The following is an 18,897-nucleotide window of genomic DNA, read 5'->3' as shown; positions in this document are numbered from 1 at the left end:
CAAAGCGGACCTAGGCGGCACCCTTCAGCGTGCCGGGAGCGAAACTACCCGACACCAGCGGCGATGTCTCGCGGCCATGCAGCCGGTCGCTCAGGAAGGACCACAACGAGGCGACCTCCTCGGCCGATTTCGTCTGCGCGGGGATTTCCATCACAGTGCGCCCGTCGATCATGCTGGACGCGAAATCGACCCGCTGATGAATAACGGCCGGAGCGACAGGGCCGTGATGGGAAAGCGCGATGACCGCCTCGGTGGTGATCCGGGCGCGGGAGGCGGCGCCGTTGACCGCGAAGACGAGCGGCTTTCCGACCGTCTCGCAAAGCCGAACGGTCGCCCCGGCGGCCCTGAGATCATGCGGGCTCGGCCGCGTCGGAATGACCACCAGATCGGAAAGCCCGATCACGAGGCCGATCGTGGCAGTGATGGCGGGCGGCGTGTCGATGATGACGAGCCTGACGCCGCCGTCCCGGAGCCGGGCGAGGTCCTGGGCGAGCCCCTCGCTCGAGGCGCGGACGAAGAAGGGGCGCTCCGCATCGCGGGCGTTCCACCACTGCGCCAGGCTGCCCTGCGGGTCGGTGTCGATCAGCGCGACCGGACCGGCATTGCGGCGCTCCGCCTCGACCGCGACATGGCCCGCGAGCGTCGTCTTGCCCGATCCGCCCTTCTGGGACGCGAACGCGATAACATGCATGAGCTTCGGCTTCCTCATCTCTAGGGAAAAGGGACGGCACTGAACAAATACAAGAGCTTGATCCGCGCCACTGGCGGCGCGGACCCCATGCGCCGGGAATCATCCGTCCAGGTCGGCAGGGAAGGGGCGAATCACCCCTTTCGCAGAGATTAGTGTGTGACCCAATTTGGCTCAATATCTTGGGTTGATGTGCAGGAGCCACACCAGCAGGCGTGTCCGTCCGGGCACAGTTGCTCTCAGTGCGGAGCGAATTCCGCCGTGACCTTCAGCATGGCGGCGGTGAGCCGGGCGAGGTCCTCCTCGCCGATCACGAGCGGCGGCGTCGTATAGACGATCCTGCCGAAGGGCCGGATGAAGACCCCCTCCTCGACGAAGCGGCGCTTCATGCCGTCGAGATCGCTGATCCGCTCGACTTCGATGACGCCGATGGCGCCCTTGACGCGGACATTGCGCACGCCCCTGATCTCCCGGGCGGGCGCGAGATCGCGGCGAAGCTGCGCCTCGATGGCCGCCACCTGGGCAAGCCTCGGCTCGCGCTCGAAGAGATCGAGCGAGGCATTCGCCGCCGCGCAGGCCAGCGGATTGCCGGTATAGGTCGGCCCATGCATGAGCGCCCGCGAGCCTTCCTCGCCGAGAAACGCCTCGAAGACCTTCGTGCGCGCGACCGTGGCCGCAAGGGCCATGGTGCCGCCGGTCAAAGCCTTGGAGAGCGTCACGATGTCCGGCACGATGCCGGCCGCCTCGCAGGCGAACATGGAGCCGGTCCGCCCGAAGCCCACGAAGATCTCGTCGAGGATGAGCAGCACATTGTGCTTGTCGCAAAGCCGCCTGAGCCGCCGCAGCGTCCCCTCGTCATGGAAGATCATGCCGCCGGCGCCCTGAACGAGCGGCTCGGTCATCACCGCCGCCACTTCATGCGCATGGGCGGCGAGGAAGGCATCGAGCGCCGCTTCCGCCTCCGGCGTCACCGGCAGGCCGGTGATGAGCTGTTCGGCGATCGCGCCCTTGAAGAGCGTGTGCATGCCCTCGTCGGGGTCGCATACCGACATGGTGGCGAGCGTGTCGCCATGATAGCCGCCGCGGAAGGAGACGAAGCGCGTGCGTCCCCTGACGCCGCTGTTGATCCAGTACTGCACCGCGATCTTCATCGCGATCTCGACCGAGACGGAGCCCGATTCCGAGAAGAACACATGGGCGAGATCGCCGGGCAGAAGGTCCGAGAGCCGCTTCGCCAGCGTCAGCACGGGCTCATGCGCGAGCCCGCCAAGCATCACATGCGGCATCTTCTGAAGCTGGGCCGTCACCGCCTCGCGTATGTGCGGGTGGTTGTAGCCATGCGCGGCCGTCCACCATGAGGAGGTGCCGTCGACAAGCTCGCGCCCGTCGGCGAGGGTGAGCCGCACGCCCTCTGTCCTGACGACTGGCAGCGGCATCGGCGTCGTCTGCATCTGCGTGTAGGGCAGCCACAGATGCGACGCGCCTTCGCTGAGCCAGCGCGGTACATCCTTCAGGAGCTGATTGGCAGGCGGAAGGAATGCGGGCTTTCTGTCTCGTTCCATGTCGTCTCGCCCGGCCCGGTGGGGCCGGGCTCGCAATCGGAAACCTACTTCTCGGACGGGCAGCTATGGGCCGGCATCGGCTTGAGGCCGAGTTTCGCGAACAGGCGCTCGTCCTTGTCGGCTTCGGGGTTCTTCGTCGTCAGCAGCTTTTCGCCGATGAAGATCGAATTGGCGCCGGCGAGGAAGCAGAGCGCCTGCGTCTCCTCCGACATGTGCTCGCGCCCGGCCGAGAGGCGGACGACGGATTTCGGCATCAGGATGCGCGCGACCGCGATGGTGCGCACGAAGTCGATCGGGTCGATCTCCTCGGAATGGCCGAGCGCCGTGCCTTCCACCTGCATGAGCTGGTTGATCGGCACGCTCTGGGGATGCTCCGGCAGGTTGGCGAGCGCCAGAAGCATGCCCACGCGGTCATCCTTGCCTTCGCCCATGCCGACGATGCCGCCCGAGCAGACATTGATGCCCGCCTCGCGCACGCGGGCGAGCGTCTCCAGCCGGTCGGCGAATGTCCGGGTACTGACGATCTCCTTGTAATATTCCTCGGAGGTGTCGATGTTGTGATTGTAGTAGTCGAGACCCGCATCCTTGAGGCGCAGCGTCTGCTCGACCGAGAGCATGCCGAGCGTCATGCAGGTTTCCATGCCCATGGCCTTCACGCCCTCGACCATGGCGACGATGGCATCCATGTCGCGGTCCTTGGGGCTGCGCCACGCGGCGCCCATGCAATAGCGCGAGGCGCCCGCTTCCTTCGCCTTCTTCGCCTCGGCGAGCACGCGCTCGACTTCCATGAGCTTCGTCGCCTTGAGGCCGGTGTCGAATTTCGAGCTTTGCGCGCAATAGCCGCAATCCTCGGGGCAGCCGCCGGTCTTGATCGAGAGCAGCGTCGATTTCTGCACTTCGTTCGCGTTGAACCAGCGCCGATGGACGAGCTGCGCCTCGAAAAGGAGGTCGTTGAACGGCAGATCGTAGAGTGCCGTGACTTCCTCGCGCGTCCAGTCATGACGCAGCGTATCCGGGCTTGTCCGCGCCGTCACATGGGTGGTGGCGTTCTCGATGCGGGTCTGAAGGGTCATGGAACGGGGTTTCCCCTTGCGGCTATGAGGCGATTGGGCGAAGCATAGGCGCCTTTCGCCGCATTGCAAGGCGCGCTAGGGTCACGCCCGAAACATCAACCGACATGGAAAGACAAGCCGATGCGGGTCGTCCGTTGCGTCAACTATGGTGAACCCCGTGAGCTGAAGATCGAAACGGCCGACGCGCCCGTGCCGGGGCCGGGCGAGGTGCTGATCGCGGTCGAAGCGGCGGGGCTTGGCTATGTCGACGCGCTTTTCGTGCGCGGGACCTATCAGGTGAAGCTGCCCTTGCCCTTCATTCCCGGCAGCGAGATCGCCGGCCGGATCGAAGCGGTGGGCGAGGGGCTTTCGGGCGATCTCATCGGCAGTCGCGTCATGGCGCTTTCGAGCCGCGGCGCGCTGGCGGAGAAGGTGGTGCTTCCGGCCGCGATGTGCGCGCCCGTGCCGGACGGCATGAGCCTCGAGGCGGCGGCGGGCTTCCTCGTCTCCTATTGCACGGCGCTTTACGGGCTCGAAAATTGCGGCGCGCTGAAACCCGGCGAGACGGTGCTGGTGCTGGGCGCGGCGGGCGGCGTCGGCATGGCGGCGATCGACGTGGCCAAGGCCATGGGCGCGCGCGTGATCGCGGCCGCCTCATCCGAAGAAAAACGCGCCGCCGCGAAGGCGCATGGCGCCGATATGGTGCTCGACTATTCCGAGCCCGACTGGCGCAAGGCTCTCGATGCGCTGGTCGAGAAGCGCGGCGTCGATGTCGTTTACGATCCCGTCGGCGGCGCCTTCTCCGAAACCGCCTTCCGTTGCCTCGCGCCCGGCGGGCGGCACCTCGTCGTCGGTTTCGCCAATGGCGAGATCCCGAAGCTGCCGCTCAATCTCGCGCTGCTGAAGCGCGCCTCGCTTGTCGGCGTCGATTGGGGCGGCGAGATCCGCGCCAATCCGAAGGCCAATATCCCGCTGATGAAGAAACTCGCCGAATGGGCGGCGGCCGGCAAGATCCATCCCGAGCCTGCCGCGACCTATCCGCTCGAGGAAGCAGGCAACGTCCTTCAGCGCCTGCTCGAGCGCAAGAGCGTCGGCAAGCCTGTGATCAGGATGGACGCATGACCGGCACCTCATCGCTCGACGGTTTTGCCGCCGCGAAGCTCGCGAGCCTCGAGGCGCAGCGCCTGCGCCGACGCCTTGTCGAGACGGACCGTCATGGCGAGGTAGCGGTGCGGCGCAATGGCCGCGAACTTGTTTCCTTCTGCTGCAATGACTATCTCAATCTCTCGCATCATCCGCGCGTGATCGCGGCGGCCCTCGCCGCCACCGAGCGCTATGGCACCGGATCTGGTGCGTCGCGGCTCGTCACCGGCAATCATCCGCTCTTCGCCGTGCTCGAGGCGCGGCTTGCGCGGCTGAAGCAGGCTGAGGACTGCGTCATCTTCGGCTCCGGTTATCTCGCCAATCTCGGCATCGTGCCCGCGCTTGTGGGCCCCGGCGACCTCATTCTCGCCGACGAGCTTTCGCATTCCTGCCTTCTTGCCGGAACGAGGCTCTCGGGCGCGGAGGCGCATATTTTCCGCCACAACGATCTCGCGCATCTCGAAGAACTTCTCGCGGCCCACCGGGCCGGGGCGCGCCATTGTCTTATCCTTACCGACGGCGTCTTCAGCATGGATGGCGACCTCGCTCCCGTGCATGAGATGGCGGCGCTCGCAAAGGCGCATGACGCCTGGCTCATGACCGACGATGCTCATGGCATCGGCGTTCTGGGCGAGGGGCGCGGCTCGAGTTTCATTGGCGGCGCGAAGGCTGACGTGCCGCTCCAGATGGGCACGCTGTCGAAGGCGATCGGCTCATATGGCGGCTATCTCTGCGCGAGCAGGCCGGTCGTCGATTTCATCCGCACCCGCGCCCGCACGCTCATCTATTCGACCGGACTTCCGCCCGCCTCCGTCGCTGCCGCCATCGCCGCGCTCGACGTGATCGAGGAGGAGCCGGACTATGCCGCGCTGCCGGTGAAAAAGGCCCGCGCCTTCACGAGCGCGCTCGGCCTTCCCGAAGCCGAAAGCCCGATCGTTCCCATCGTCATCGGCGACGAGAAGGCGACGCTCGATGCCTCTGCGCTTCTCGAGGCGGAAGGCTTCCTCGTCACCGCCATCCGCCCGCCGACCGTGCCCGCGGGCACGGCGCGGCTCCGCTTCACCTTCACCGCCGCGCATCGGGACGAGGACATCGCCCGGCTCGCCGCCCTCGTCCGCGCTCGCATCCTTCCGCGCCGGGCCGCCGAATAAAAGAGCCGTTGAATAAAGCTGAACGAAATGACCACGATCTTCGTCACCTCCTCCGGCACCGACATCGGCAAAACCTATGTGTCGGCGCTCATAATCCGCCAGCTTCATGCGAAGGGCCTGCCCGTCCGCGCGCTGAAGCCCGTCGTCAGCGGCCTCGACGAGACGACGTTTCCGGCAAGCGATCCGGCCGCGCTCCTCGCCGCGCTGGGCGAGCCCGTGCTTTACGAGAATGTGGACACGGTGTCGCGCTGGCGCTTCCGGGCGGCGCTCTCGCCCGACATGGCGGCGGCGCGGGAAGGGACGAGCATCGATTTCCGTGAACTGGTCGATCATTGCCGCGCCCGCGAGGCGCTCCACGATCCGCTGCTGATCGAGGGTGTCGGCGGCCTCATCGTGCCGCTCGACGACCGGCACACCGTGCTCGACTGGATGCTGGCGCTGAAGGGGCCTCGCCTCGTGCCGCTGCTCGTCGTCGGCTCCTATCTCGGCACGATCAGCCACACGCTGACGACGCTCGACGTGATGAACCGCAACGGCCTCGCGCCGCGCGCCATCGTGGTGAGCGAGTCGCCCGCGGAGCCCGTGCCGCTCGACGAGACGGTCGAGACGATCCGGCGCTTCGCGGGGCTGGAGACGATCGCGCTGCCGCGTCACGGCGAGCCCGATCTCGCCTCGCTCTTCGTCTAGCCGCCTTCAGCGGCCCGCATCAGCTGCGCGGCGGCAGCCGGTCGCGAATTTCGCCGAGGCGGTCGTGCATCGAAAAGATCACGATATAAAGCTCGCATACGACGCGCCACAGAACGATGGCGATCACGGTGCCGAGCACCGCCATGACGAGCTGTCCGAGGCCCATGCCGAACGAATAGCCCATTGTCGAGAACGAGCCGATAAAGGCGATGAGCCCGCCAAGGCCGATCAGCGCTATGCCGATCCAGTAGAGAAACTTGACCACCGAAGTGGCGATCATCCGGTCGAAACTCAGAAATGCCTGCCAGTTCATGATTTCTCCCCGATTCAAACGTCCGTCCACGTCGAATCGACAGAGTATCAGCGGCACGCGCAACCGTCACCCGCCATGAGCGGAGCAAAATGGCACAATGACGGCGGGCATAAATCAGTCGACGGATGAAGATCGCCGCCGGACCATTTCCGGCAAGGATGGAAACGCGGTGCGATGCCTAGCGCTTAGGCCCGAACAGGCCCCAGAGAATAAGCCCGATCACCGGCAGCGCCAGCACCACGACGATCCATATCGCCTTCCAGAGAGGTTCGGCATTGCTCTGTGCGATGCGGACGATCGCATAGACGTCGAGAATGGCGACGATGAGCCAGATGAAACCGCCATATCCGTGTGCGAGCATCATGATCGGAACCTCCGGGAAGCGAACCACGCCCAAGCCTAATGGTTCCGCACTCTGAAGGTAAGGGTCAAAGAAGCGCCGGCGTCGTCACGCCCTCATGGGTGAGCAGCCACTTCTTCGTCGGCAGGCCGCCGCCGAAGCCGGTCAGCGCGCCGTTAGAGCCGATCACGCGGTGGCAGGGCACGATGATCGGAATGGGGTTCTTGCCATTGGCGAGCCCGACGGCGCGCATGGCTTTCGGGTTGCCGATGAGGCGCGCAATGTCGGCATAGCTTCGCGTCGCGCCAAAGGGGATCTTCGTCAACGCCCGCCAGACGCTGAGCTGAAACTCCGTGCCGCGCGGCGCGAGCTTCAGATCCTTGAAGTCGCGGCGCTTGCCCGCGAAATATTCCCTGAGCGCCTTTGCCGCCGCGTCGAGGTGAGCCTGCGCCGCTTCGCTGCCGCGATTGTCGGCGAAATCGCGCTTCGTCTTTTCGTTCGGAAAGATGACGGCGAGAAGCCCGTCATCGCATGCCGCCAGTCTGAGCGTGCCGATCGGCGAGTCGATGCTCGCGACGGCGAGGTTTTCATTCCCGGCCTTTTTCATTGCAGTCTCCATCAATCGGCGGCGAGCGCGCGCGGTTCCGCTCGCCGTGTTTCGAGATCTTGCGTTTCGATGTTCGGCGCCATCCAGAGAAGAAGCGCCGCATAGCCGCGCCAGGGCCGCCAGCTCTCAGCCATTGCTTCGAGCGCGCGCGGTGTGACGGGGCTCGCCCCGCCCGCGGCCTTGCGAAGCCCGAGATCGGAAGCGGGAAAGGCGTCGGGCTCGCCCACTGCGCGAAGGGCGATGTAATGTGCCGTCCATTCGCCTATGCCCGGGACCAAGCAGAATTCGGCGATCTTTTCGTCGAGTGTCGCCGCCGGATCGAATGTGACCGCGCCTTTGGCAACCGCGCCGGCGAAAGCCTTGAGGGCGGAAATGCGCCCGCCCGTGAGGCCGAGCCCGGAAAGATCGGCATCGGCAATCGCCTCCGGCGCCGGGAAGAAATGGGTGAGGCCGCCGGACGCCTCCGGCATTGCCTCGCCGCAGCGCCGGACCAGACGCCCGGCGAGTGTGGTGGCGCCCTTCACGGAAACCTGCTGGCCGAGGATCGCGCGTATGGCGAGTTCGAAACCGTCAAAGGCGCCGGGAACGCGAAGTCCCGGCAGCGCGGCAAGCCGGGGCCTGAGCAGCGCGTCGTCCCTGAGCGCCGCCGCGATCGCCTGGGGCTCCGCATCGAGATCGAAAAGACGCCGCACCCGCGTGGCGATCGAGCGGCTGGGCGCGTTTCCGTCCGCGCTGATGCGCACTTCGAGCGTGTTCGGCCTCTTCGACGGCAGCACTTTGAGGCTGCCGCTCGCACCCGGCAGGCGGAAGCTGCGCCGATAGACATGGCCGGAAATCTCTTCCACGCCCGGTATCGCGCGGAAGGAGAGATAGGCGAGAAGCCGCTCCCAGTCGAAGGGCGGGCGATAGCCGAGGCGCAGCGTCATCGCGCCGGGCGCCGCGCCCCGCGACGCGGCGCTCTCTCGCCGCAACGCCGTCGGTGCCACGCCATAGCTCGCGCGCACCGCATCGTTGAAGCGCCTGAGACTTTGATACCCGGCTGCGAAGGCGATCTCGGCAAAGCCCATGTCGGTCTCGCTGATGAGCTGCTTGGCGGCGAGCAGGCGGCGGTTCGCCGCGACCGCCTGCGGCGTCGCGCCGATATGGGCGAGGAAGAGCCGCCGGAGCTGGCGCGCGCCGAGGCCGACGCGGGCGGCGAGCGCCTCGACGCCATCCCTGTCGAGAGCGCCATCCTCGATGAGCCTGAGTGCGCGGGCGACGGCGGCCTGCGTGCCCGCCCAGGCGGGCGTTCCCGGCGCTGTCTCGGGCCGGCAGCGGAGGCAGGAGCGGAAGCCGAGCGCTTCAGCCGCCGCGGCGCTCGCGACGAAGCGGCAATGCTCCTTGTGCGGCACGCGCGCCGGACAGACTGGGCGGCAATAGATCCCGGTCGATGTGACGCAGACGAAGATGCGCCCGTCGAAGCGCGCATCCTTCGCCTGAATGATGCGGTAGCAGAAATCCGGATCGAGTTTTTCCGCGCTGGTCATGGACGGATACTAGACCCGCCGCGATAGCGCCGCTCGCCAAAAACGGACATGTCCATGGGCACGACGCCGGCCACCTTTGCTGACAGAAATGTTCGTTTTTGCTGAGGTTTGCGAAAGCGCTCGCCGCTGTTAGGCTCGCAATCAGGATGGCAAACGGGCTGCGCGAGCGAAGACCCGGGCCGCGAGGGAGGAAAAATGACAGATCAGGTGAGCGGCGACGTCGTCGTTCGTGCCCGCGATACCGGCATGACGCCGGCCTATCGCAACTATGCGCTGATAGTGCTGATGTTTGCCTATACGGCGAACTATGTCGACCGCCAGATCCTTTCGATCCTGCTTCAGCCGATCAAGCTCGAACTCGGATTGAGCGACACGCAGCTCGGCTTCCTCTCCGGCATCACCTTCGCGCTCTTCTATGCGACGCTCGGCATCCCGATCGCCATGTGGGCCGATCGCGGCAACCGCCGCAACATCATCACCCTCGCCTTGACGATCTTCTCCGGCATGACGGTCGTTTGCGGTTTCGTCACGAGCTTCGCCCAGCTCGCGCTCGCGCGCATCGGCGTCGGCGTCGGCGAGGCGGGGTCGAGCCCGCCCGCCCATTCCATGATCTCCGACATGTTCCCGCCGGAGAAGCGCGCCGGCGCCATGGGCGTCTATTCGCTCGGGATCAATATCGGCATCCTCATCGGCTTCCTCGTCGGCGGCTGGGTGAGCGAGTGGTATGGCTGGCGCGTGGCCTTCTATGTCGTCGGCGTGCCCGGTCTTCTGATCGCGCTTCTGGTGCGCTTCACGCTGAAGGAGCCGGTACGCGGAACGGCCGACGGTCTGACGGCGCAAGGCGCGGGCGCCGCCCCCGGCATCGGGGAAGTCTTCAGGCTCCTCTGGGCTCAGCGCTCCTTCCGTCACGTCGCTTTCGGCTCCGCGCTCGCCGCCATGGGCGGTTATGCGGGCGTCACCTGGCTTCCTGCCTTCCTCATGCGTTCCTTCGCCATGACGCCGGGTGAGATCGGCACGGCGCTCGCCCTCATCATCGGCTTTGCCGGCGGCCTCGGCACCTGGGCCACCGGCTATTTCGCCGACCGCCTCGGCAAGCGCGATGTGCGTTGGAATGTCTGGGTGGTCGCCATCGTCGTCGGCCTGAGCTTTCCGTTTTCGCTCGCGCTCTATCTGAGTGGGGCGAAAATGGCGGCGCTCGCGATCTTCGTCTATCCGGCCTTTGCCGGCGCGGCCTATGTCGCGCCGTCTCTTGCGATGACGCAGGCGCTCGTCACCGTCCGCATGCGCGCGGCTGCCTCCGCCGTTCTCTTCCTCGTGCTCAATCTCATCGGCATGGGGCTCGGGCCACAGCTTGCGGGCCTTCTCAGCGATCTCTATTCCGAAGCTTATGGGCAGGAATCGCTACGCTATGCGCTTCTGACGATCTCGGTCGTCTGGATCTGGTCGGCCTTCCATTATGTTCTGGCCGCCCGCACCCTGAAGGACGACATCGAGCGGGCGCGGCTCCACGGCCTCAAATAGACCGCGCTCTCGACATCGCCGAATTGTGACGGCCGGGCATCGCCCGGCCGTTTTCTTTTCGCGCGGCCCCGCTGTCACGATTGCGTCGCAAATCCTTTGCACAGGCTTCACGACGCGCCCGTAAGAACGCTGCCGGGGCGGGCAACACCGCCGCGTGCCAATCTTTCGTCCTTTCAGAAGGTCAAAAACTTATGAAGCGCATAGGATCATTCCTTGGCGCGCTTGCGGTCAGCCTGACGGCGACCAGCGCGTTCGCCATCGATATCGACAGCCGGTATCAGCCCTACCAGCCCACCACCGGCGTCTCCGGCAGCCTGAAGTCCATCGGCTCGGACTCGCTCAACAATCTCATGACGCTCTGGGCCGAAGGCTTCAAGGCGATCTACCCCTCGGTGAAGATCGAGATCGAGGGCAAGGGCTCGTCCACCGCGCCGCCCGCCCTCATCGCCGGTACCGCGCAGATCGGCCCGATGTCGCGCCCGATGAAGGCCGCCGAGATCGACGCCTTCGAGCAGAAATACGGCTACAAGCCGACGCAGGTTCGCCTCGCCGTCGACACGCTCGCCGTCTTCGTCAACAAGGACAATCCGCTCTCCTGCATCTCGTTGACGCAGCTCGACGGCGTGTTCTCCAAGAGCCGCCTCTCCGGCTCGCCCAACATCGTGACCTGGGGTCAGCTCGGCCTCACCGGCGAATGGGCTTCCAAGCCGATCTCGCTCTTCGGCCGCAACTCCGCCTCCGGCACCTATGGCTACTTCAAGGAAGTCGCGATGGTGAACGGCGACTACAAGGACACTGTTAAGGAGCAGCCCGGCTCGTCCGCCGTCGTGCAGGGTATCGCTGCCGACAAGTTCGCCATGGGCTATTCCGGCATCGGCTACAAGACCGCCGACGTCAAGGCCGTGCCGGTCGCGGGCCGCGACGGCAAATGCCAGGAAGCCAATCAGCGCAACGCCTATACGGGCGCCTATCCGATCACGCGCTTCCTCTATGCCTATGTGAACAAGAATCCCTCGACGGCGCTCGATCCGCTGCGTGGTGAATTCCTCCGCTTCGTGCTGATGCAGGACGGACAGAAGGACACGGTGAAGGACGGCTACTACCCGATGCCGTACGTCTTCGCTCAGGAAGAGCTGGCGAAGCTCGGCCTGAACTAAGTTGATCCAGCGGGCCGGCGGAACCATACGCCGGCCCGTCCGCCTTCCGTTGCCGGCAGCTTCGGATCGCCTTTTCGGCTCCGCCGCATCTCAACCATGTGATTTTCCGCGCATGACCGACGCCGCCATCCCGAACGACCGCGAGCCCGGAGCAGGGCAGGAAACGAAGCGCCGCTCCGTCGTCTATACGCGCAGCAAGCAGACCAGGGCCTCCGTGCTCTGGATGGATCGCTTCGCCCGTCGCGCCATTTCCGTTGGTGGCCTCTTCGTCATCTTCACCGTCTTCGCGATCATGTTCTTCCTCGTCTATGTGACGATGCCGCTCTTCGGCGGGGGAACGGTCGGCGAAGCGAAACGCTATGCGCTCGACCAGACCAACGGGCGCATCCTTTCCACCACAATCGACGAATATCGCACGCTCGGCCTCGAACTCGCCGAAGACGGAAAGGTCACCGTCTTTCATGCGCCGAGCGGCACGAAGCTCGGGGCCTCCGCCTTCGATTTCGGCGGCGTCGCGCCCGCCGCCTTCGCGCGCACCCTGCAGGGCGATGACGTCGCTTTCGGCTTTCCCGACGGGACCGTGCGTCTCGGCACGCTGGCGATAGACACCGCCGTCCTGCCGGCGAGCCGTGCGCCGTCGGCCCTTGAGAAGCTCCCGAACGGCGATCGCAGCGATGGCGCCGCCGTCTATACCGAAATTCCCGGCCGCCAGTTGCGCCGCCTCGCGCCGCGCCTTGTGCTCGAGATGCCCGTTCAGGTCGCGCCCGCGGGCACGGCCATTCGCTTTCTCGACTACCGCGTCGGCGGCACGGCCGAGCGTCCGCTCAAAACCTTCGCCACCGTCGACGAGCACGGTACGGCGCGCCTCTCCACCGCCTACGCCCAGGTCAACATGATGACCGGCGAAACCTCGACGACGGTGTCGAACGTCGAGGTGCCGACAGGGCTCGCCGCTGGCGACATCGCCGCCGTCCTCCTCAACACGCAAGGCAACCGTCTCCTCGTTGCGACGAAGGACGGCGTCATCCGCCGCTTCGATACGCGCGATCCCGCCCATGCGAAACTCGCCGAGACGGCGCGACTTTTGCCACAAGGCGTCCGGCCGACCGCGCTCGCCTATCTCAATGGCGAGAACTCTCTCATCGTCGCGGGCTCCGATCGCTCGCTCTCGATCTGGACGATGATCGACCGCAAATCCTCATCGACCACCGACGGCGCCGTGCTGACGAAGATCCACGATCTCGGGCTTCAGCCTGCTCCCGTGGAGCGTCTTGCTGTCAGCCAGCGCACGCGCCTCTTCATCGGCGCGGACAGGGCGGGCGATGTCGCGCTCTATCATGCGACGACGGAACGGCGCGTCCTGACCTTTCCCTCCGAAGGCGCGGCCGCGCCCGTCGAAACGCTGATCCTCGCGCCGCGCGACAATGGCGCGCTCGCCATCGGCAGCGATGGAGCGGCGCGTCTCTGGACCTTCGACGTGCCGCATCCCGAGACGACGCTCGGATCGCTCTTCGGCAAGGTCTGGTACGAAGGCTACCCGGAGCCCGGCTACACCTGGCAGTCGACATCCGGCACCGATAGCGCGGAACCGAAGCTCTCGCTCGTGCCGCTCATCTTCAGCACTATCAAGGGCGCGTTCTATTCGCTCGTCTTCGCCGTGCCGATCGCGCTTCTGGCCGCGATCTATACGTCGGAATTCATGCATCTGCGCCTGCGCGCCGTGGTGAAGCCGCTGATGGAGCTCATGGCCTCGCTGCCCTCGGTCGTCATCGGCTTCGTCGTGGCGCTCGTTCTCTCACCCATCGTCGAAAACTGGATCGCCGCCGTCGTCATCGCCTTCGGCGTCGTGCCGCTCGCGCTCATCGGCTCGGCCTTTCTCTGGCAGCTTCTGCCGCGCCCGCTCGCGCTCCGCCTTGATGGCGCGCCGAAACTCGTCGCTTTCTTTCTCGCTCTTGCCGGCGCGATCTGGCTCACGCTCGCCATCTCTCCGCTTTTCGAACGCGCGCTCTTTGCCGGCGACTTCAAGGCCTGGACGACGGGCGCCGGCTCGGCGGCGCCTTTCCTCTTCCTGCTCGTTCTGCCCTTGTCCTTCATCCTCGTTTTCGGTCTTTCGGGCCGTTTTTTCGGCCAGTCCTGGCGCGAGCGGCTTCGCGGCCGCGAATATCATGTGGCGGGCGCATGGGAGTTTGGCCGTTGGGCGGCGCTGACGCTCCTCTCGCTCGCCGTCGCGGCAGGCCTCGCGCACCTCCTGGCAAGCGGCGGCTTCGATGCGCGCGGCGGAATTGTCGGCACCTATGTCCAGCGCAATACGCTGATCGCGGCCTTCGGCATGGCCTTCGCCGTCATCCCGATCATCTATTCGATTGCGGAAGATGCGCTCGGCGCGGTGCCCGAGCATCTGCGTTCCGCCTCGCTCGGTTGCGGCGCGACCAACTGGCAGACGGCGCGCTGGGTCATTCTGCCGACCGCGGGTTCCGGCATCTTCTCGGCGATCATGATCGGCCTCGGCCGCGCCGTAGGCGAGACGATGATCCTCGTCATGGCGACGGGCAACACGCCGATCATGGACTGGAGCCTTTTCAACGGCCTTCGCGCGCTGTCCGCGAACATCAATGTCGAGCTGCCCGAGGCGGTGAAGGATTCGAGCCTCTATCGCACGCTCTTTCTCTGCGGGCTCGTCCTCTTCGTCATGACCTTCATCCTGAACACGCTTGCCGAGCTTGTTCGCCAGCGCTTCCGCAAGCGCGCGGCCCAGCTTTGAGAGAGGCGACATGGCCGAATTGGTTCAACCGGTGGACGGAATTCTCGTGAACGAAAAGGCGGCGACTCTGGCGGCCGTTCCCCGGCGCAGATCGAGCGATCTCACGGCGCGTGGCGAACCCATGGTCTGGGCCATGGGCGGCTCGCTCGCTCTCGGCCTGATGATGATCGCAGGCTTCATGGGCCTCATCTTCTGGAGCGGCCTCACCGCCTTCTGGCCGAAGCCCGTCGAGGTCGTGACCCTGACGAGCGGGCGCGTCATCGCCGGCGAGCCCCTGCGCACCGAAAGCTACAAGCCCGAGCCCGCGGCGCTCGCCGCCTTGCCCGCAGAGGCGCGCGCGGAGATCGAGGCGCATGGCGGGCATTCGAGCCGCACCCTCTATCATGTCGGCAATTTCGATTTCTACGGCGAGGATTTCGTCTGGGTGCCGGCCTTCGAGGTGAAGTCGGTTTCGCGTCCCCGTGACATCATGCTGGTCGAACGCCAGGAATGGGGCGCGCTCATCGGCACGGTGGAGTCGATTTCCGTCGATGGCAGGACGATCGACACGCCCGGCATGGCGGCGCTCGATGCGGCGCAGCGGCGCGCCCGCGCGCTTCGCGCGGAACGCATGTCGATGGAGAAACACGCGATCGGCGGTATCAACCGCGAACTGAACGATCTGCGCCTTTCGGTGCGCAAGGCCGAGCTCGATCATGGCGAAGGCTCGCCCGAGGCATTGGCCGTCGCCGAGCGGGCGGCGCGGGAGACGGCGCGGCTCAATGGCGAGTTCGCGCGCCTCTCGGCCGAGGTTTCCGTCATCCGCGAGAAGGAAGCCGCGCTCACCGCTTCCGCCGCCGAGATTGGCGGCCAGGCGCGCGAATTTCCGCTCGCAAATTTCGTCCGCTACTACGCCGCGAACGATCTCACTCTCGCAGAGAAGGCGGGGGTCTATCTCGCCCGCTGGTGGGAGTTCCTCTCCGCTGAACCGCGCGAGGCGAATACGCAAGGCGGCGTCTGGCCGGCGATCTTCGGCACCTTCGTCATGACGGTGGTGATGAGCCTTCTCGTCGCGCCCTTCGGTGTCGTCGCCGCCCTCTATCTGCGCGAATATGCAAGGCAGGGACGCATCGTCGCGCTCGTCCGCATCTGCGTGAACAATCTCGCCGGCGTGCCCTCCATCGTCTATGGCGTCTTCGGCCTCGGCTTCTTCGCCTATGTGCTCGGCGGCTCGATCGACGCGCTCTTTTTCCCCGAGCGCCTGCCGAGCCCTACCTTCGGCACGGGTGGCCTTCTCTGGGCCTCGCTCACCATGGCGCTGCTGACGGTGCCCGTCGTCATCGTCTCGACCGAGGAGGCGCTTGCGGCCGTGCCGCGCTCGATGCGCGAAGGCTCGCTCGCCTGCGGCGCCTCGAAATGGCAGACGATCAAATGGATCGTCCTTCCCCGCGCCATGCCCGGCATCATGACGGGCCTCATCCTGGCGATGGCGCGCGGCGCGGGCGAGGTCGCGCCGCTGATGATCGTCGGCGTGGTGAAGCTTGCACCCGAACTGCCGGTGGATGCGGTCTTCCCCTTCATCCATCTCGAGCGCTCTTTCATGCATCTCGGCTTCCACATCTATGACGTGGGCTTCCAGTCGCGCAATTCGGAAGCCGGCCGCTCCATGGTCTTCGTGACGGCGCTCGTGCTCATGGCGCTGGTGCTCGCGCTCAACACCGTCTCGATCAACGTCCGCAATCGGCTGAAGCGCAAATTCGCCGGCGACAAGTTCTGACAAGGGATCATTCCGATGGCAACAGCAGCGGCTCAGAGACGCCAGGCGCCCGCAGCGGGCGATGGCTTCGACCCGACCGTCTATCACCCGGTCGAAAGCGCGTCCGGCACGGAAATCTCCATCCGCGATTTCAATCTCTGGTATGGCGCATCGCAGGCCCTTCACAACATCTCCATGGAGATCCAGAAGGGCATGGTGACAGCGCTGATCGGCCCCTCGGGCTGCGGCAAGTCCACGCTCCTGCGCTCGCTCAACCGCATGAACGACCTCATCGACAATCTGAGCGTCGCGGGCGAGGTGTGGCTTTCCGGCGAGCCTGTTTTCGGCCCGCAGGTCGATGTGATCGCGCTCAGGAAGCGCATGGGCATGGTGTTCCAGAAGCCCAACCCGTTTCCCATGTCGATCGCCGAGAACGTCACCTATCCGCTGAAGGTCGACGGCATCACCAACAGGAAGCTGCTCGCCGAAGCCTGCGAACATGCGCTGAAGGGAGCCGCTCTCTGGGACGAGGTGAAGGACCGCCTCAATGACAGCGCGCTCGGCCTCTCCGGCGGCCAGCAGCAGCGCCTCTGCATCGCGCGCGCGATCGCGGGCAATCCCGAAGTGCTCCTCATGGACGAACCCTGCTCGGCGCTCGATCCCATCGCCACCATGCGCATCGAGCAGCTCATCGAGGAGCTGAAATCGACCTACACCATCGTCATCGTCACTCACAACATGCAGCAGGCCGCGCGCGTCTCGGACAACACGGCCTTCATGTATCTCGGCCGGCTCATCGAATATGGCGAGACGAAGGAGGTCTTCACCAAACCCCTGTCGAGGCGCACGGAAGAATATGTGACCGGCCGCTTCGGCTGAGACGAGAGTTTCTCTCCCGCTGCTTCATTCCTCGCAGCGTTACTGACCCCGCCCTTCCTTGGGCGGGGTCTTTTTTTGATTGTATGTCGCGCATGAAAAAACCCCGGCGGTTTCCCGCCGGGGTCTTCTTTCTGATGACCTTGCGAGGATCGGATCAGAAGGCGAATTGCAGGCGGGCGGCCACCGCGTCGTAATTGATGTTCTGCACCGCCGCGCCGCCGGTCGCGCGCCGGTCGACGCTCACATTGAGATATTCGAGCATCGCGCGGACATTGTTGATCGGGTACCAGTTGAGGCCCACCGTGATGATGTCCTGCTTGCCGCCGGCGATGCCGCCATTGGCGCTGGTGAGGTGATCCTTGTAGTTGAGATCGGTCTGGCTGTAGCGCGCCGCCACTTCCCAGGCGCCGGTGCCGCCGCCGAAGGTGAAGGGGCTCGCGGGCTTCACGCCCTTATAGGCGGCATCTTCCATCGAGTACTTGTACTCTTCGCCCGTGAGCACCCAGGACGCCTGCACGTACCAGGAGTTGAAGTCGGGGTCGGGCAGGGTGCCGACGCGATCGATCTTGTAGGTGTAGTACTCGCCCTGCACCTTGACCGGGCCGTAATTCGCGGCGAGTTCCGGCCCGAAGACATAGGCGTTCTTTGCCGCGATGCTGCCCGTATCGATGAGGCGCGAGGGATCGACGCGCAGCTCCGGCCGGTCGCGGAAGCGCACGCTGCCCGCCGTGCCGCCATTGGCGCTCGGGTCCATCGCATAGGTGCCGGAAAGGCCGAGATGCACGTTCGTCTTGGCTGCCGGCTTGAAGCGGTAGGCCGTGCGGCCGACGATGTTCGAGCCTTCGTTCGACGTGTTGGCCTGGCCGACCGTTTCGGTCGTGTAGAAGAGCGAGGCGTAGAGGTTGTCGGTGTTGCCCTTGGCGCCGAAGGAGATGCGGCCGTCGCCCGCGCCAAGCGAGGTGGCGAGGTTCGAGGCGGTGGCGCGCTCGATGAAGGTGATGTCGTTGGAGGAGGTGACATCGTCGAGGCTCATCGGCGTCTGGATGGCGCCGGCCATGAGCGAGATGCCCTTGATGCCATTATAGGAGAGGTAGAGATCCTTGATGGTGCCGGCTTTTTCGTTGCCGCTGTCGCCCCACTGGAAGTTCATCTTGTAACCCCAGTCACGCATGAACGTGCCTTCCGCGCCGAGTTCCGCGCGGCGGAAGTTGACGCCGGAGCTGAGGCCCGTGGACGAGGCGCCGAGCGTGTTGAGTTTGGCGCTGTCGGAATCGCTGATGTTGTAGGATCCCATGTCGAGATGCGCGCGACCGCGGATCGACATGGTGAAGAGCCCGTCGCCCGTGCGGAAGGTCGGCTTGCCGTCCTTGAAGTCGATCTGGACCGCGTCCTGCTTTTCCTTGATTTCCTTGATCTCGTTGCCCTGCGAGATCTGAAGATCGTCGAGCCGCTGCTGCAGGTCGATGATCTGCTGCTTCATCGTGTTGATCTCGTTTTGCGAGCCGGCGAAGGCAGGGCCCGTGAGCATTGCCGCGGCACCGAGCGCGGTGCCCGCCAGCAGAATATTTCTCAACGTCATTCGACGTCTCCGTGTTGATAAATGAGCTTCTGTGCAGGATTGCGAGCCGCGAGCGATACTCACGACGCCCCCTGGCCAAGGCTCGTAACAGAGCGTTATGACGGTTCGGTTCTGTTTCGATGACAGGAAGATGACGGGCCCGGACTGTGGCCCTCATGCATCGGCGCGACGCTCCGCGTCAGCACAAGGAGCAAGC

Annotated in this window: 16 protein-coding genes; 8 read left to right on the top strand and 8 right to left on the bottom strand. The window is 65.4% G+C overall.

The features are described 5' to 3' along the window. Window positions 1-10: 10 nt before the first annotated feature. The 3 genes from PKA57_RS05095 to bioB form a co-directional block, all read right to left on the bottom strand. Window positions 11-691 carry a ParA family protein gene (locus tag PKA57_RS05095; RefSeq protein WP_324298168.1) on the bottom strand — a complete coding sequence of 227 codons (681 nt, stop codon included), beginning with the start codon at window positions 689-691 and terminating at the stop codon, window positions 11-13. Window positions 692-927: 236 nt separating this feature from the next. Further along, window positions 928-2,250: an adenosylmethionine--8-amino-7-oxononanoate transaminase gene (locus PKA57_RS05090; RefSeq protein ID WP_324298165.1), complete on the bottom strand. Its 1,323-nt coding sequence runs from the start codon at window positions 2,248-2,250 to the stop codon at window positions 928-930. Window positions 2,251-2,294: 44 nt separating this feature from the next. Further along, on the bottom strand, window positions 2,295-3,323 hold the full coding sequence (bioB, locus tag PKA57_RS05085; RefSeq protein ID WP_324298163.1) for a biotin synthase BioB: 1,029 nt from the start codon (window positions 3,321-3,323) through the stop codon (window positions 2,295-2,297). A gap of 120 nt (window positions 3,324-3,443) precedes the next feature. Between bioB and PKA57_RS05080 the strand changes: the two genes are divergently transcribed. The 3 genes from PKA57_RS05080 to bioD are packed head-to-tail and all read left to right on the top strand — an operon-like array spanning window position 3,444 to window position 6,283. Then, window positions 3,444-4,424 (top strand): NADPH:quinone oxidoreductase family protein, encoded by a 981-nt coding sequence (locus tag PKA57_RS05080; RefSeq protein ID WP_324298161.1) that lies wholly within the window; start codon window positions 3,444-3,446, stop codon window positions 4,422-4,424. After that, window positions 4,421-5,596, top strand: a complete 1,176-nt coding sequence (gene bioF / locus PKA57_RS05075; RefSeq protein ID WP_324298159.1) for an 8-amino-7-oxononanoate synthase — start codon at window positions 4,421-4,423, stop codon at window positions 5,594-5,596. Before PKA57_RS05080 ends, bioF begins: the two co-directional genes overlap by 4 nt. Window positions 5,597-5,623: 27 nt before the next feature. Beyond that, window positions 5,624-6,283 carry a dethiobiotin synthase gene (gene bioD, locus PKA57_RS05070; RefSeq protein ID WP_324298157.1) on the top strand — a complete coding sequence of 220 codons (660 nt, stop codon included), beginning with the start codon at window positions 5,624-5,626 and terminating at the stop codon, window positions 6,281-6,283. Window positions 6,284-6,302: 19 nt separating this feature from the next. Here bioD and PKA57_RS05065 read toward each other — a convergent pair whose 3' ends face one another. The 4 genes from PKA57_RS05065 to PKA57_RS05050 form a co-directional block, all read right to left on the bottom strand. After that, window positions 6,303-6,596 carry a DUF4282 domain-containing protein gene (locus PKA57_RS05065; protein WP_324298155.1) on the bottom strand — a complete coding sequence of 98 codons (294 nt, stop codon included), beginning with the start codon at window positions 6,594-6,596 and terminating at the stop codon, window positions 6,303-6,305. 178 nt (window positions 6,597-6,774) lie between these two features. After that, window positions 6,775-6,960 (bottom strand): PLD nuclease N-terminal domain-containing protein, encoded by a 186-nt coding sequence (locus PKA57_RS05060; RefSeq protein ID WP_324298153.1) that lies wholly within the window; start codon window positions 6,958-6,960, stop codon window positions 6,775-6,777. 64 nt (window positions 6,961-7,024) lie between these two features. Continuing rightward, on the bottom strand, window positions 7,025-7,543 hold the full coding sequence (locus tag PKA57_RS05055; protein WP_324298151.1) for a methylated-DNA--[protein]-cysteine S-methyltransferase: 519 nt from the start codon (window positions 7,541-7,543) through the stop codon (window positions 7,025-7,027). Between the two features lie 11 nt (window positions 7,544-7,554). After that, window positions 7,555-9,069 (bottom strand): AlkA N-terminal domain-containing protein, encoded by a 1,515-nt coding sequence (locus tag PKA57_RS05050; protein WP_324298149.1) that lies wholly within the window; start codon window positions 9,067-9,069, stop codon window positions 7,555-7,557. A 195-nt stretch (window positions 9,070-9,264) separates the two neighbouring features. On the opposite strand from PKA57_RS05050, the gene PKA57_RS05045 reads away from it, so the two are divergent. The 5 genes from PKA57_RS05045 (at window position 9,265) to pstB (ending at window position 17,122) form a co-directional block, all read left to right on the top strand. Continuing rightward, window positions 9,265-10,590, top strand: a complete 1,326-nt coding sequence (locus PKA57_RS05045) for an MFS transporter (protein WP_324298148.1) — start codon at window positions 9,265-9,267, stop codon at window positions 10,588-10,590. 191 nt (window positions 10,591-10,781) lie between these two features. Further along, window positions 10,782-11,747 (top strand): phosphate ABC transporter substrate-binding protein PstS family protein, encoded by a 966-nt coding sequence (locus tag PKA57_RS05040; protein ID WP_324298146.1) that lies wholly within the window; start codon window positions 10,782-10,784, stop codon window positions 11,745-11,747. Between the two features lie 112 nt (window positions 11,748-11,859). After that, the gene (locus PKA57_RS05035; protein WP_324298144.1) at window positions 11,860-14,508 is read left to right on the top strand and encodes an ABC transporter permease subunit; all 2,649 of its coding nucleotides are present in this window, start codon (window positions 11,860-11,862) and stop codon (window positions 14,506-14,508) included. Window positions 14,509-14,518: 10 nt separating this feature from the next. Beyond that, window positions 14,519-16,264 (top strand): phosphate ABC transporter permease PstA, encoded by a 1,746-nt coding sequence (gene pstA / locus PKA57_RS05030; RefSeq protein WP_324298142.1) that lies wholly within the window; start codon window positions 14,519-14,521, stop codon window positions 16,262-16,264. 15 nt (window positions 16,265-16,279) lie between these two features. Then, the gene (gene pstB, locus PKA57_RS05025; protein ID WP_324298140.1) at window positions 16,280-17,122 is read left to right on the top strand and encodes a phosphate ABC transporter ATP-binding protein PstB; all 843 of its coding nucleotides are present in this window, start codon (window positions 16,280-16,282) and stop codon (window positions 17,120-17,122) included. Between the two features lie 154 nt (window positions 17,123-17,276). On the opposite strand, the gene PKA57_RS05020 is transcribed toward pstB, so the two are convergent. Continuing rightward, window positions 17,277-18,701 carry a porin gene (locus PKA57_RS05020; protein WP_324298138.1) on the bottom strand — a complete coding sequence of 475 codons (1,425 nt, stop codon included), beginning with the start codon at window positions 18,699-18,701 and terminating at the stop codon, window positions 17,277-17,279. Window positions 18,702-18,897 lie beyond the last annotated feature (196 nt).

The sequence above is a fragment of the Parvibaculum sp. genome (genome assembly GCF_035325945.1).
GTDB lineage: Bacteria > Pseudomonadota > Alphaproteobacteria > Parvibaculales > Parvibaculaceae > Parvibaculum.
This window is presented reverse-complemented; position numbering and strand designations above follow the sequence as displayed.

What these genes read in the sequence shown, in the direction of transcription:
- PKA57_RS05050 (WP_324298149.1), bottom strand. Translation starts at nt 9,069, where the DNA reads ATGACCAGCGCGGAAAAACTCGATCCGGATTTCTGCTACCGCATCATT.
- bioD (WP_324298157.1), top strand. Translation starts at nt 5,624, where the DNA reads ATGACCACGATCTTCGTCACCTCCTCCGGCACCGACATCGGCAAAACC.
- PKA57_RS05080 (WP_324298161.1), top strand. Translation starts at nt 3,444, where the DNA reads ATGCGGGTCGTCCGTTGCGTCAACTATGGTGAACCCCGTGAGCTGAAG.
- PKA57_RS05045 (WP_324298148.1), top strand. Translation starts at nt 9,265, where the DNA reads ATGACAGATCAGGTGAGCGGCGACGTCGTCGTTCGTGCCCGCGATACC.
- PKA57_RS05055 (WP_324298151.1), bottom strand. Translation starts at nt 7,543, where the DNA reads ATGAAAAAGGCCGGGAATGAAAACCTCGCCGTCGCGAGCATCGACTCG.
- bioF (WP_324298159.1), top strand. Translation starts at nt 4,421, where the DNA reads ATGACCGGCACCTCATCGCTCGACGGTTTTGCCGCCGCGAAGCTCGCG.
- PKA57_RS05040 (WP_324298146.1), top strand. Translation starts at nt 10,782, where the DNA reads ATGAAGCGCATAGGATCATTCCTTGGCGCGCTTGCGGTCAGCCTGACG.
- PKA57_RS05060 (WP_324298153.1), bottom strand. Translation starts at nt 6,960, where the DNA reads ATGATGCTCGCACACGGATATGGCGGTTTCATCTGGCTCATCGTCGCC.
- PKA57_RS05035 (WP_324298144.1), top strand. Translation starts at nt 11,860, where the DNA reads ATGACCGACGCCGCCATCCCGAACGACCGCGAGCCCGGAGCAGGGCAG.
- PKA57_RS05065 (WP_324298155.1), bottom strand. Translation starts at nt 6,596, where the DNA reads ATGAACTGGCAGGCATTTCTGAGTTTCGACCGGATGATCGCCACTTCG.
- PKA57_RS05090 (WP_324298165.1), bottom strand. Translation starts at nt 2,250, where the DNA reads ATGGAACGAGACAGAAAGCCCGCATTCCTTCCGCCTGCCAATCAGCTC.
- PKA57_RS05095 (WP_324298168.1), bottom strand. Translation starts at nt 691, where the DNA reads ATGCATGTTATCGCGTTCGCGTCCCAGAAGGGCGGATCGGGCAAGACG.
- pstA (WP_324298142.1), top strand. Translation starts at nt 14,519, where the DNA reads ATGGCCGAATTGGTTCAACCGGTGGACGGAATTCTCGTGAACGAAAAG.
- PKA57_RS05020 (WP_324298138.1), bottom strand. Translation starts at nt 18,701, where the DNA reads ATGACGTTGAGAAATATTCTGCTGGCGGGCACCGCGCTCGGTGCCGCG.
- pstB (WP_324298140.1), top strand. Translation starts at nt 16,280, where the DNA reads ATGGCAACAGCAGCGGCTCAGAGACGCCAGGCGCCCGCAGCGGGCGAT.
- bioB (WP_324298163.1), bottom strand. Translation starts at nt 3,323, where the DNA reads ATGACCCTTCAGACCCGCATCGAGAACGCCACCACCCATGTGACGGCG.